This window comes from Curvibacter sp. EU05-FHT14A10, assembly GCF_058791075.1.
This window is the reverse complement of record NZ_JBYTDE010000001.1, coordinates 228752-240937: the sequence shown is the minus strand read 5'-3', so window position 1 is coordinate 240937 and position 12186 is coordinate 228752. Positions and strand designations below refer to the sequence as shown.

The following is a 12186-nucleotide window of genomic DNA, read 5'->3' as shown; positions in this document are numbered from 1 at the left end:
ACGCACAATGCCCTCCATCGGTTCCACCGCACAACCAACACCTGACAGCCCCTCCAAGCTCAACGCGCCAAGCCTGAAGCGCCGCATGGCCTGCTGGTTGTATGAGGGCATGTTGATGTTTGGCGTGGTCTTCATCTCGGGCTACCTGTTCAGCACGCTCAGCCAGACACGCAACGCGATGGACAACCGCCATGGTTTGCAAGCCTTTTTGTTTGTGATCTTTGGGATCTATTTCGCCTGGTTTTGGGCCAAAGGCCAGACACTGGCCATGAAGACCTGGAACATTCGGGTCGTGGATCGGCAGGGCCGGCCCATCACACAGGCACGCGCCCTGCTTCGCTACACCCTCAGCTGGATCTGGTTCTTGCCGCCACTGGGCGCCTCGGCCACGCTGGGATTGAGTGGCGCGGAGACCGCCGTGATCATCGGCGGCTGGGTCGCCGTCTGGGCCATCTTGAGCCGATTTCAACCTGAAGGCCAGTTCTGGCATGACGTGCTGGCCGGCACTCGGCTGATTCACTCCCAGCCCCTGAGCCGCTGAACACACATTGTCATCAGAGTCTGCATGGCCCGGACGCACAATAGCCTGATGTCTTCACCGCCCAGTTCTTCCGGCCAACCTGCTTCCTCGCCAGCAGCCGATTCGAGCAACCCTCAAAAGGCCCGCCGCGGACTCAGCCGGATTTGGCACGCCACCGGTTACTCGCTGGAAGGCTTGCGGGCGGGCTGGTCCGAAACGGCATTCCGGCAGGAAGCCATCGCCGCCACCCTGCTCGTGCCACTGGCCTGTTGGCTGGGACAGAATTGGGTTGAATCGGCTTTGCTGGCCGGTAGCGTCGTCGCCGTGCTGGTTGTCGAGTTGCTCAACACCGGCATTGAAACGGCCATGGACCGAATCGGCCCGGAATGGAATCACCTCTCCAAACGCGCCAAAGACATGGGCAGTGCCGCTGTTCTGCTCAGCCTGCTGACCTGCATTGCCCTTTGGGGCGCAGCCCTCTGGAAACACTTCTCGCCATGACACCTGCATTTTCGCTTGCCGTCTACTGCGGCTCCCGCATGGGACAAACTCCTGCATTCGCTGCCTGCGCCCAGGCCGTTGGCCACTGGATTGGCAGCCGTGGAGGGCAATTGGTGTATGGCGGGGGCAACAATGGGCTCATGGGCCAGGTGGCCAATGCCACGCAGGATGCAGGAGGCCGGGTGGTCGGCGTGATTCCGACATCATTGGTCGAACTCGAATTTGCCAACAAGCGCTGCGATGAACTCCACATCGTGGACAACATGCACCAGCGCAAGGCCATGATGGCCGAACGTGCAAACGCCTTTCTGGCGCTCCCCGGGGGCATCGGCACCTTTGAGGAGTTGTTCGAGGTCTGGACCTGGCGTCAACTGGGCTATCACAACAAGCCCATCGGCATTCTGAACCTGGACGGCTACTACGACGAGATGCTGGCGTTTCTGACCAGCGGTGTCCGACACGGTTTCATGAGCGAGTGGCAGATGTCCCTGATCGAAACCAGCGGCGACCTGAACACGCTGCTGCCCAAGCTGGTCGAAACGGCGGGCCTGAGCCAACAGCGCGACGATCTGGCCCAGCAGATCTAAGACCGCAAGACGCATTTGCCCATGAAAACGGCCCGGGAACACCGGGCCGAATCGAGAAATTTCCAAGGTGTTTTCAGAAACACCTGGAGCGCAAGGTCACTCAGACAGCAGATTCGTCCTGCTCGCCGGTGCGGATGCGAACCACGCGCTCCACAGCGGTGATGAAGATCTTGCCATCACCGATCTTGCCCGTGCGGGCCACACGGACAATGGCGTCCACGCAGCGCTCGACGTCATCACCCTTGACGACCACTTCGATTTTCACCTTGGGCAGGAAATCCACCACGTACTCAGCGCCGCGATAAAGCTCGGTATGACCCTTTTGGCGACCAAAGCCCTTGACCTCGGTCACGGTCAAGCCGGTCACGCCGCATTCGGCCAAGGCTTCACGCACCTCTTCCAACTTGAAGGGCTTGATGATGGCTGTGATTTGTTTCATGGATTCTCCTGTGTTCATGTTTTGTGGATTCGTCGCCTGGGCATCGCCCCGGCCATCAGGACTCATGCCCTGAAATGACTGGTGATAGGGTAACGCCAATCCTTGCCGAAACTTCGGTGGGTCACGCGAATGCCCACGGGTGACTGGCGCCGCTTGTACTCGTTGATCTTGATCAGGCGCGTCACACGCTCCACATCGGCACGCTCAAAACCGGCCGATACCAAACTGTCGATCGACTCGTCATTTTCCATGTAGCGCTCAATGATGGCATCCAACACCTCATAGGGCGGCAGACTGTCCTGGTCCTTCTGGTCAGGCCGCAACTCCGCACTGGGCGGGCGCGTGATGATGCGCTCCGGAATCGGGTCGCGCCCCGTGCCATAGGGGTCGTGCGCATTGCGCCATCGCGCCAGCTCGAACACCAGCGTCTTGGCCACGTCCTTGATCACCGCAAAGCCCCCGGCCATATCGCCGTACAGCGTGCAGTAGCCTGTGGCCATCTCACTCTTGTTGCCGGTGGTCAGCACAATGGAGCCAAACTTGTTGGACAGGGCCATCAACAAAGTGCCACGAATTCGCGCCTGGATGTTCTCCTCGGTGGTGTCTTCCGCCAGGCCGGCAAATTCGGCCTTCAGGGAGGCCTTGAACGCCTCGAACTCAGGCACGATCGAGATTTCGTCGTACCGAACGCCCAAGCGCTTGGCCATGTCACGCGCATCAATCCAGGAGATATCGGCCGTATAAGGCGACGGCATCATCACCGCTCGCACCTTGTCCGGCCCCAGCGCATCCACGGCAATGGCCAGAACCAACGCCGAATCAATGCCCCCTGAAAGCCCCAGCAGCACCCCGGGGAAGCGGTTCTTGCCGATGTAATCACGCACGCCCGTGACCAGTGCCTCCCAAAGCTCTTCCAGATCGGAGGGCATCGGCGCCAATGGTTCGGCAGGCGCCTGCCAAGTCAAGCCATCGCCACCGCGCTGAAGCGTCAGGGGCAGCAGGCGCTCACGAAAACTCGGGGCCTGGGCCATGCGCGAACCGTCGGCCTGCAAAGCAAACGACGAGCCATCAAACACCACCTCATCCTGCCCGCCCACCAAGTGGGCATAAACCAGGGGCAACTTCACGGCACGCGCACACTCCGCCATGCGGGCCATGCGTTCGACCGACTTTCCAACGTGAAAAGGGGATGCATTGATCACAGCCAGCACCTCGGCACCCGCCTCCAGGCTGGTGCGGGCAGGCGCGTCAAACCACGCATCTTCGCAAATCAGCAGCCCCACCCGTACACCCTGCACCTCGAATACACAGGGCCGATCGCCGGGGGTGAAATATCGCCGCTCGTCAAACACCTGGTAGTTGGGCAGCTCCCGCTTGGCATACGTGGCCCGCACCTGCCCCTCGCTGAGCACACTGGCCGCATTGAAGCGGTGCGACACGGACACGGAGCGAGCCCGCTCATGGTCACCCGCGGGGTGGCCCACCACCACACAAAGCCCCTTTAACCCGGCCAGAGCCTCGGCCACTTGTTTCACGGCATCATCGCAAGCGGCCATGAAAGCGGGCCGTAGGTACAGGTCTTCGGCCGCGTACCCGCAGATGGACAACTCTGGCGTCAACACCAGCCGAGCCCCCTGCGCATAGGCCTGCTGGGCTGCATCGATGATCTTGCGCGCATTGCCGGGCATGTCACCGACGACGAAATTGAGCTGAACGACGCAGATTTGAAGAGTCATGAGAACAAAGGTGGCGGTGATGGCAGAGCGTGACGACCAGACCGGTAACCGGGGGCTTGAGCCAACGCCCGGGGCCAGCGGGGCCATGCCCATGAATGAAAAAGATTATCTCATCCGGGTCATGGACTCGCTGGCAGAGATGCCGCAAGCCCCTTGGAATCAATTGCTGGCCCAACAAGCCCATGCCACGCCCTTCATGCGGCATGAATACCTGCTTGCGCTGGAACGCAGTGGCAGTGCAAGCCCCCGCACGGGTTGGACACCGGAGGTGATCACGTTGTGGGAAGGCGCTGCGTTGCAAGCGGCCTGCGTGGTCTACCTCAAGACCCACTCCTACGGCGAGTACGTCTTTGACTGGGCGTGGGCCAATGCGTACCAGCAGCATGGTCTGGCCTATTACCCCAAGGCCGTGCTGGCCGTGCCCTTCACCCCGGTGCCCGGAACCCGGCTGTTGGCCAGCAGCCCCGTTTGGCGCCAGAGGCTTCTGGAAACCGTCTTGGCCCATTGTCAGAACAGGGGTCTTTCCTCATTGCACCTGCTCTTTGGCAGTCAGGAGGATGTACAGACCAGCGACGCGCTGGGCCTGATGACCCGCCATACCCTGCAGTTTCACTGGGCCAACCAGAACTACCGCGACTTTGAGCATTTTCTGGGACAGCTCAACCAGGAAAAGCGAAAAAAAATCCGGCAGGAACGGCGCAAGGTCCAGACCGAGGGCGTGGTTTTCAGATCCGCACGGGGCACAGCCATCAGCCCAACCGATTGGGATTTTTTTTACCGCTGCTACGAACGCACCTATCTGGAGCACGGCAATGCCCCCTACCTGACGCCCGAATTCTTCCAGCAGCAGGCCACACACCAAGCCGAGAGCTGGTTGATGTTCATTGCCGAACGACAAGGCCAACCCATTGCCGCAAGCCTCATCGCCCTGCTGGATGCGGAAGACGGCAAACGGACAGCCTACGGGCGCTATTGGGGGGCTTTGGAGCGCGTGGATTGCCTGCACTTTGAGGCCTGCTACTACCAGCCACTGCAGTGGTGCATCGAACACGGCTTTGACAGCTTCGAAGGTGGCGCCCAAGGCGAACACAAGATGGCCCGGGCCCTTTTGCCCACCGACACCCCTAGCACCCATTGGTTGGCTCACCCGGCGTTTGCCGAGGCGGTACAGAACTTTCTTGAGCGCGAAGGGGCTGGCATGGAAAACTACCTGCAAGACCTGCAACGGCACACCCCCTTCAAGGCGCCGTGAAGCCAGGGGCACCGACCGGGGGTGGGTGCCCGCTTGTCAGATCAGAAGGTTTCCCAGTCGTCCTCCGCCCCGGCCTTGGGCGGCGCTGCAGGCGCGCGGGAACCAGGTGCCCCCAGGCTCGGTGTCGACGGGGCCGGCTTCTTGGCCTGCGTCACCCGCTGAGGGGCTGGTGCCGGACGCGGGGCCGCGACGGCCTTGGGTGCCACCGATGAGCGAACAGGCGCTGCCACCGGCTTGCCGGACGCCACGGCTGCACTCGCGTAACCATCCCCCGCCAACTTGAACACCGCCACGGCACGAACCAGTTCCTGGGCCTGCGAAGTCAAGGCGCCAGCGGCGGCGGCCGACTGCTCCACCAGGGCCGCATTCTGCTGCGTGGCCTGATCCATCTGAGTCACGGCCTCGCTCACTTGCGACACGCCCGCACTCTGCTCGGAACTCGCGGCACTGATCTCGCCCATGATGTCGGTCACACGGCGAATCGACCCCACCACCTCGCTCATGGTGGTGCCCGCACGATCAACCAGCGCCGTCCCCTGCTCCACCCGCTCAACACTGGCACTGATCAGGCTCTTGATTTCCTTCGCTGCCTCGGCACTGCGCTGCGCCAGGCTGCGCACCTCGCCAGCCACCACGGCAAAACCACGACCTTGCTCGCCAGCACGGGCTGCCTCAACCGCTGCATTGAGCGCCAGGATGTTGGTCTGAAAGGCAATCCCGTCGATCACACCGATGATGTCGGCGATCTTGCGTGAGCTTTCATTGATGCCCTTCATGGTGTCCACCACCTCGGCTACCACTTCACCCCCTTGGGTGGCCACGGTGGATGCGTTCAGGGCCAACTGGTTGGCCGCGCGGGCATTGTCGGCATTCTGGCGAACGGTGGAACCCAGCTCCTCCATGGAGGCTGCGGTCTCCTCCAGGGCCGAGGCCTGCTGCTCTGTTCGAGCCGACAGGTCGTTGTTGCCCTGAGCGATCTCCATGCTGGCATTGGCAACGCCGTCTGCGCCGCGCCGGACACCCGACACCACCTGCGACAACGAGTCACGCATGTCCTCCAGCGCGTGCAACAGGTCGCCCACCTCGTCACGGCCCTTGGCGGCAATCGCAAACGCCAGGTTGCCGGCTGAAATCTGCTTGGCGGCCTGCACGGCCTCAGCCAGCGGCGCCGTGATCAAGCGGGTGATCACCCACCCCAGCACAGAAGCCGCCACGACAACAAAGACCAGCACGGCAATCAACAAGCCACGTGAGGCAGAAAACGAGGCCTCAGCCTCGGCGCTGGCACGGCGTGCACCCTCACCATTGAGCTGTGCCAGCTTGTCGATGGCATCGACCATGGACACAAAAGCCGTTTCGGACTCGCCCTCGAAATACTGCACAGTGGCGGCCATGTTGCCAGCGTTGGCAAAATTGCTCAGCCGTGTCTGGGTGCCCCAAAAGGCGTCTCGCTGAACCTTGTATTGATTGAAAAGCTCGGTCTCGCGGCCCGGCGTGACCATGGCGCTGTACCGCGACTCGTGCTTGGCAAACAAGGCCTTCAACTCAGCGGCATTCTTGGCCTGTACTTCCAGATCATGCGGGGACGAGGCCGAGGCCATCCGGCCCTCGGCCCGACGCATGCGGTTGAGCGCAATCCGCATGTCGCCAAGCGACTCGATGCTGGGCAGCCAGTTGCCCGCGATGTCCTGGGTGTTGGCATTGATGTGCGAGAGCTGCGTCAGCGCCACGGCACCCAAAAGCAAGGTGCTGAGCACCAGCACGAAAAACGATGCGCCCAGTTTGTAACCGATACGCCAATTGTTGAAGCCCATACTTTCCTCACGCGGTCAGGTGATCAAACACAGATCGCTTCCACCTACGACCCCCGCCTGTTTGTCAATTTTTATCAATTCAGGCCTGCCGATTTTCCTCGAAACAAGGGGATATTGAATTCAAAAACACCATTTTTTTACACCTGGAAACCCGCACATCCGGGTGTCGAATCAGGCAAATTCAAGCCACCAACAAAAATGCCCGTCACCACTGGCAACGGGCATATTTGGGCCACGCCCGGGGGCGCCGCCGCAGTGAGCTCAAAAGACTCAGTCTTGCTTGGCGAAATTGGCCATGCCGTCCAGGATCTCCTGCTTGGCGGCATCAACGCCTTCCCAACCCAGCACCTTGACCCACTTGCCGGGTTCCAGGTCCTTGTAGTGCTCGAAGAAATGCGCGATCTGCTTCAGACGCAGCGGATTGATGTCTTCAGGCTTTTGCCAGTGGGTGTAGATCGGCAGGATCTTGTCGGTAGGAACCGCCAGCACCTTGCCATCCACGCCGCCTTCGTCTTCCATCTTCAGGATCCCGATCGGACGGCAGGTCACCACCACGCCCGGAATCAGCGGAAAGGGTGTGATCACCAGCACATCCACCGGATCGCCATCACCGCTGATGGTCTGCGGCACGTAGCCGTAGTTGGTCGGGTAATGCATGGCGGTGCCCATGAAGCGGTCCACGAAGATCGCGCCAGATTCCTTGTCCACTTCGTACTTGATCGGATCCGCGTTCATCGGAATTTCGATGATCACGTTGAATGCGTCGGGAGCCTTGTCGCCTGGTTTGACTTTGTCGAGAGCCATGTTGTTTCGGTCTTGGTTAGGGTTGATCGAACGGATCGGGCCGTTGGCCGGCCGGATTAGGACTGATTTTACTTTCGCGAGCCTTGCGTGATGCAGCGCAGCAGACGTTTTTCGGTTTCCGCCGTATATTGAAGCGTTGGCCAATCGCTGCCCCAGGGGCGCTGCGAGGAAGCAACGCAGCGGAGACACTCCCGGTGCGTTGTGTCTCTTCCAAGCGTATTCACCAAGGAGAACAGCATGACAAACCATCCTGCGCTGATCCTCGCGCTGGCTTGCGGTGCCATCGCCGTGGCCTACGGCTTCTGGGCCCGAAGCTGGATTCTGGCCAAAGACGCCGGCAACGCGCGCATGCAGGAGATCGCAGCCGCCATCCAATCAGGTGCCGCAGCCTATCTGGCCCGTCAGTACAAGACCATTGCCCTGGTCGGGCTGGTTCTGGCCGTGCTCATCGGCCTGTTTCTCGACCCCGCCTCGGCCATCGGCTTCGTGATCGGCGCCGTTCTGTCCGGGGCCTGCGGCTTCATCGGCATGAACATCTCGGTGCGCGCCAACGTGCGCACGGCCCAGGCCGCCACGCACGGCATCGGGCCCGCGCTCGATGTGGCCTTTCGCGGCGGGGCCATCACGGGAATGCTGGTGGTGGGCCTGGGTTTGCTGGGCGTCAGCGGCTTTTACCTCTACCTGCTGAGCGGCGCCGCACCAGACACCCCTTTGGCCCAGCAACTCAACCCACTGATCGGCTTTGCCTTTGGCTCATCTTTGATCTCGATCTTTGCCCGGCTTGGCGGCGGCATCTTCACCAAAGGCGCCGACGTGGGGGCGGATCTGGTGGGCAAAGTGGAGGCCGGCATTCCAGAAGATGACCCGCGCAACCCCGCCGTGATCGCCGACAACGTGGGCGACAACGTGGGCGACTGCGCCGGCATGGCGGCTGATCTGTTCGAGACCTACGCGGTCACCCTGATCGCCACCATGATGCTCGGCGCCTTGATGGTGACGCATGGCACGACCCAAGCGGTGCTCTATCCATTGGCACTGGGTGCCGTGTCCATCATCGCGTCGATCATCGGATGCTTCTTTGTCAAAGCCTCACCCGGCATGAAAAACGTGATGCCTGCCCTTTACAAGGGGCTAGCGGTCGCAGGGGTGCTGTCGCTGGTGGCCTTTTATGGGGTGACCACCTGGCTGGTTTCCGATGATGCCATCACGGCCACGGGCAGCCAGATGCGCTTGTTTGGCGCCTGTGCGGTTGGCCTGGTGCTGACCGCGGCGCTCGTCTGGGTCACCGAGTATTACACCGGCACCCAGTACCCACCGGTTCAGCATGTGGCCCAGGCCTCCACCACCGGACACGCCACCAACATCATCGCGGGCATCGGGGTCTCCATGCGTTCCACGGCCTGGCCCGTGATTTTTGTCTGTGCCGCCATCCTGGCCGCCTATGCGCTCGCGGGCCTGTTCGGCATCGCCGTGGCCGCCACCTCGATGCTCAGCATGGCGGGCATTGTGGTGGCACTTGACGCCTATGGCCCCATCACCGACAACGCAGGCGGCATTGCCGAAATGGCCGAACTGCCCTCCTCCGTCCGAGACGTCACCGATCCACTCGACGCCGTGGGCAACACCACCAAAGCCGTGACCAAGGGCTATGCCATCGGATCTGCCGGCCTGGCCTCGCTGGTGCTGTTTGCCGACTACACCCACAAACTACAGAGCTTTGGCCAGAACATCAGTTTTGATCTGTCCGACCCGCTGGTGATCGTGGGCCTGTTCATTGGCGGCATGATCCCCTACCTGTTCGGCGCCATGGCCATGGAAGCCGTGGGCCGGGCGGCGGGCGCCGTCGTCGAAGAGGTGCGGCGCCAGTTCCGGGACATCAAGGGCATCATGGACGGCTCGGGTCGCCCTGAATATGGGCGCGCCGTCGACATGCTGACCACGGCCGCCATCCGTGAAATGATGATTCCGTCCCTGCTGCCCGTGGTCACCCCCGTGCTGGTCGGCCTGATCCTGGGCCCCAAGGCCCTCGGCGGGCTGCTGATGGGCACCATCGTCACCGGACTGTTCGTGGCCATTTCGATGTGTACCGGCGGGGGGGCCTGGGACAACGCCAAAAAATACATCGAAGACGGCCACCACGGCGGCAAGGGCTCTGACGCCCACAAGGCCGCCGTCACCGGCGATACGGTCGGCGACCCCTACAAGGACACCGCGGGCCCGGCCGTCAACCCCTTGATCAAGATCATCAACATCGTGGCCTTGCTGATCGTGCCTCTGGTGGTCCGCCTGCACAGCTGACTCCCCTCATCGCCATACAAACCAAGGCAGCTTTTTCATCAAAGTACAGAATGGCGGCTACTTTTGTTTGGATTCTTGCCTCAAAGAGATCAAATAGCCTCAAAAGTCAGGCTACAATCACGTCAGTCGGAGCGTAGCGCAGCCTGGTAGCGCATCTGCTTTGGGAGCAGAGGGTCGCGAGTTCGAATCCCGCCGCTCCGACCATTGGCTTGTACAAAGGCCGCCAGCTAGAAATAGTTGGCGGCCTTTTCCATTTGCAAGTCAATATCCCGCACCGATGCGCAGCGCCGCGCCCCGAGCGGCACCCCGCGCACGAAAAACCGACACGCCGGCCCGAGCCCATCGAATGAGGGCGAAGAACTCAGAAGTACGTCACGGCACGATTCGAACGCGACGCCAAGCTCGCACAAGCAGCATTCCCAGCGGGGTCGCGACCTCACCGACCCCATCAATCAAGCCGAATATTGGCCGCCTTCACCACCTGACCGTAACGCGCCAAGTCACGCCGCATTTGTTCAACAAACTGATCCGGTGTGCCGGGACTGGCGTCGATGCCCATGGCCTGGAGCTTTTCCTTGACAACGGGGTCGTTCAGCACGGCCTGCAGCTCAGCGCTGAGCCGTTGCACGACGGGCACGGGCGTCCGGGCCGGGGCCAACAAGCCGACCCAGGAGGTGACGACAAAGTCTGGAACACCACTCTCGATGAAGGTCGGCACCTCTGGCATGGCGGCGCTGCGTTGCGCGCTGGACACGGCGATGGCCCTCAATTTGCCCGAGCGGACATGGCCATGGGCCCCAGCCACTGCGGTATAGACCAGCGGAATGCTGCCGCCCAGCACATCGGTCAAGGCCTGTCCGCCGCCTTTATAGGGCACGTGGGTCAGTCGGGCACCGGTGCGCTGAGCCAGCTGCTCACCGCCGATGTGGGGGGTGCCACCGGTCCCGGACGTCCCGTAGGACAGACCTCCGGCCTGACTTTGCGACAGGGTGATCACCTCCTGCAAGGTCTTGGCGGGCAGGCCCGGATGGGCCACCAGAATCAGCGCCGCGTCGCCGATCTTGCCGATCGGCGCGAAGTCCCGAAGGGTGTCGAAGGGCACTTTGGCAAACACATGGGGATTGATCACCAGCGTGCCATCAAAGCCCAGCACCAGGGTGTAGCCATCGGGCGCAGCCTGGGCCACCTGGTTGGTGCCGATGTTGCCTGAGGCGCCGGGGCGGTTGTCGACCACCACCTGCTGCCCCAGGCGGCGCCCCAGGTACTCGGCAATCAAGCGGCCGCTGGTGTCGGTCACACCGCCGGGCGTGAAGGGCACCACAAGGCGGATGGGCTTGTTCGGCCACGGCGTCTCCTGGGCCCCGGCCGGGGCCTGACCCAGAGCCATGGCCAGTGAAAGTGCCAGACTCCACGGACCCGCCCCGGACAGGGCGGCGCGAAGCCATGAATATCGAGTGCGCAAAGCGTGGAACATGTGGGGTCTCCTGTGCTGTTCTTGTGGGCTGGGGTTGAGGTCAGCGTCGACCTTCTGCGGCGTTCACTCGGCGTGGCGCTTGTCAAAGTCCCACACCTCCTGAAACCCCATCAGCTCGGTCAACTCGCCAAAGGGCATCAACGGCACGCCGGCCCCGGTGGACGAGCCCTGTTGACGGAGCCCCTGGTAGACAGTCTGCATGGCCTGGGTCGCCGCCAGCAAGGCGGTGACCGGAAAGATCGCCAGCTTGTAGCCGATCGATTCGAGATCCGCCTGGCTGAGCACAGGGGTGCGCCCCCCTTCAACCATGTTGGCCAGCAAGGGCTGGTGAAAGCTGCGGCCGATGGTGCGCATTTCCTCCTCGGTCTCCGGGGATTCGACGAACAGAATGTCGGCCCCTGCGCGGGCATAGGCCTCAGCCCTGCGCAGCGCCTCAGACAAGCCCAGGCTGGTGCGGGCATCGGTGCGGGCAATGATCAGGAAATCGGCAGACTGGCGGGCTTCGACGGCCACCCGGATCTTGCGCACCATGTCTTCCATGGGCACCACGCGGCGCCCTGGGGTGTGGCCGCATTTCTTGGGAAATTCCTGGTCCTCCAGTTGGATGCAGGCCGCGCCCGCGGCTTCATACCCCTGCACGGTGTGGCGCACATTGAGCAATCCACCATAGCCGGTGTCACCGTCTGCGATGAGGGGCGTGCGGGCCATGGTGGCCATGGCCCTGTCTCTTCTCCCCCTCTCCTCTCCCCCCCCCCCCCCCG

11 protein-coding genes and 1 tRNA gene are annotated in these 12186 nt (G+C 62.2%); 6 read left to right on the top strand and 6 right to left on the bottom strand.

Annotation, left to right across the window (positions count from 1 at the left end; all coding sequences use genetic code 11):
- The first annotated feature begins 7 nt into the window (after window positions 1-7).
- Genes AC3WUT_RS01085 through AC3WUT_RS01075 form a run of 3 tightly spaced genes read left to right on the top strand, consistent with a single transcriptional unit; the run spans window position 8 to window position 1608 of the window.
- A complete protein-coding gene (locus tag AC3WUT_RS01085) occupies window positions 8-541 on the top strand; it encodes an RDD family protein (protein ID WP_492345211.1) in 534 nt (177 codons plus the stop codon).
- Between the two features lie 48 nt (window positions 542-589).
- On the top strand, window positions 590-1021 hold the full coding sequence (locus tag AC3WUT_RS01080; RefSeq protein ID WP_492345210.1) for a diacylglycerol kinase: 432 nt from the start codon (window positions 590-592) through the stop codon (window positions 1019-1021).
- Window positions 1018-1608: an LOG family protein gene (locus tag AC3WUT_RS01075; RefSeq protein WP_492345209.1), complete on the top strand. Its 591-nt coding sequence runs from the start codon at window positions 1018-1020 to the stop codon at window positions 1606-1608. The genes AC3WUT_RS01080 and AC3WUT_RS01075 overlap by 4 nt, the downstream gene beginning before the upstream one ends.
- A gap of 100 nt (window positions 1609-1708) precedes the next feature.
- On the opposite strand, the gene AC3WUT_RS01070 is transcribed toward AC3WUT_RS01075, so the two are convergent.
- Entirely contained in the window at window positions 1709-2047 is a 339-nt protein-coding gene (locus AC3WUT_RS01070; RefSeq protein WP_019575320.1) for a P-II family nitrogen regulator, read from the bottom strand.
- Window positions 2048-2109: 62 nt separating this feature from the next.
- Complete coding sequence (locus AC3WUT_RS01065; protein ID WP_492345208.1) at window positions 2110-3783, bottom strand: NAD+ synthase; 1674 nt, start codon at window positions 3781-3783, stop codon at window positions 2110-2112.
- An 85-nt stretch (window positions 3784-3868) separates the two neighbouring features.
- Between AC3WUT_RS01065 and AC3WUT_RS01060 the strand changes: the two genes are divergently transcribed.
- Window positions 3869-5035, top strand: coding sequence for a GNAT family N-acetyltransferase (locus AC3WUT_RS01060; RefSeq protein WP_492345592.1), 1167 nt, complete (start codon window positions 3869-3871; stop codon window positions 5033-5035).
- A 41-nt stretch (window positions 5036-5076) separates the two neighbouring features.
- Here the strand turns inward: AC3WUT_RS01060 and AC3WUT_RS01055 are convergent, their stop codons facing one another.
- On the bottom strand, window positions 5077-6849 hold the full coding sequence (locus AC3WUT_RS01055; RefSeq protein WP_492345207.1) for a methyl-accepting chemotaxis protein: 1773 nt from the start codon (window positions 6847-6849) through the stop codon (window positions 5077-5079).
- A gap of 270 nt (window positions 6850-7119) precedes the next feature.
- Window positions 7120-7653, bottom strand: coding sequence for an inorganic diphosphatase (gene ppa, locus AC3WUT_RS01050; protein ID WP_492345206.1), 534 nt, complete (start codon window positions 7651-7653; stop codon window positions 7120-7122).
- Between the two features lie 237 nt (window positions 7654-7890).
- Between ppa and AC3WUT_RS01045 the strand changes: the two genes are divergently transcribed.
- Entirely contained in the window at window positions 7891-9951 is a 2061-nt protein-coding gene (locus tag AC3WUT_RS01045) for a sodium-translocating pyrophosphatase (RefSeq protein ID WP_492345205.1), read from the top strand.
- Between the two features lie 127 nt (window positions 9952-10078).
- Window positions 10079-10155: transfer RNA gene (locus tag AC3WUT_RS01040), tRNA-Pro, on the top strand.
- A 244-nt stretch (window positions 10156-10399) separates the two neighbouring features.
- On the opposite strand, the gene AC3WUT_RS01035 is transcribed toward AC3WUT_RS01040, so the two are convergent.
- Together AC3WUT_RS01035 and AC3WUT_RS01030 are read right to left on the bottom strand one after the other, a co-directional pair.
- Window positions 10400-11338, bottom strand: coding sequence for a Bug family tripartite tricarboxylate transporter substrate binding protein (locus AC3WUT_RS01035; protein WP_492345591.1), 939 nt, complete (start codon window positions 11336-11338; stop codon window positions 10400-10402).
- A 150-nt stretch (window positions 11339-11488) separates the two neighbouring features.
- Window positions 11489-12142 (bottom strand): isocitrate lyase/PEP mutase family protein, encoded by a 654-nt coding sequence (locus AC3WUT_RS01030; protein ID WP_492345204.1) that lies wholly within the window; start codon window positions 12140-12142, stop codon window positions 11489-11491.
- Between the last annotated feature and the right edge of the window lie 44 nt (window positions 12143-12186).

Coding starts and splice junctions, on each gene's coding strand:
- ppa (WP_492345206.1), bottom strand. CDS start 7,653: ATGGCTCTCGACAAAGTCAAACCAGGCGACAAGGCTCCCGACGCATTC.
- AC3WUT_RS01055 (WP_492345207.1), bottom strand. CDS start 6,849: ATGGGCTTCAACAATTGGCGTATCGGTTACAAACTGGGCGCATCGTTT.
- AC3WUT_RS01035 (WP_492345591.1), bottom strand. CDS start 11,338: ATGGCTCTGGGTCAGGCCCCGGCCGGGGCCCAGGAGACGCCGTGGCCG.
- AC3WUT_RS01030 (WP_492345204.1), bottom strand. CDS start 12,142: ATGGCCACCATGGCCCGCACGCCCCTCATCGCAGACGGTGACACCGGC.
- AC3WUT_RS01045 (WP_492345205.1), top strand. CDS start 7,891: ATGACAAACCATCCTGCGCTGATCCTCGCGCTGGCTTGCGGTGCCATC.
- AC3WUT_RS01085 (WP_492345211.1), top strand. CDS start 8: ATGCCCTCCATCGGTTCCACCGCACAACCAACACCTGACAGCCCCTCC.
- AC3WUT_RS01080 (WP_492345210.1), top strand. CDS start 590: ATGTCTTCACCGCCCAGTTCTTCCGGCCAACCTGCTTCCTCGCCAGCA.
- AC3WUT_RS01060 (WP_492345592.1), top strand. CDS start 3,869: ATGCCCATGAATGAAAAAGATTATCTCATCCGGGTCATGGACTCGCTG.
- AC3WUT_RS01065 (WP_492345208.1), bottom strand. CDS start 3,783: ATGACTCTTCAAATCTGCGTCGTTCAGCTCAATTTCGTCGTCGGTGAC.
- AC3WUT_RS01075 (WP_492345209.1), top strand. CDS start 1,018: ATGACACCTGCATTTTCGCTTGCCGTCTACTGCGGCTCCCGCATGGGA.
- AC3WUT_RS01070 (WP_019575320.1), bottom strand. CDS start 2,047: ATGAAACAAATCACAGCCATCATCAAGCCCTTCAAGTTGGAAGAGGTG.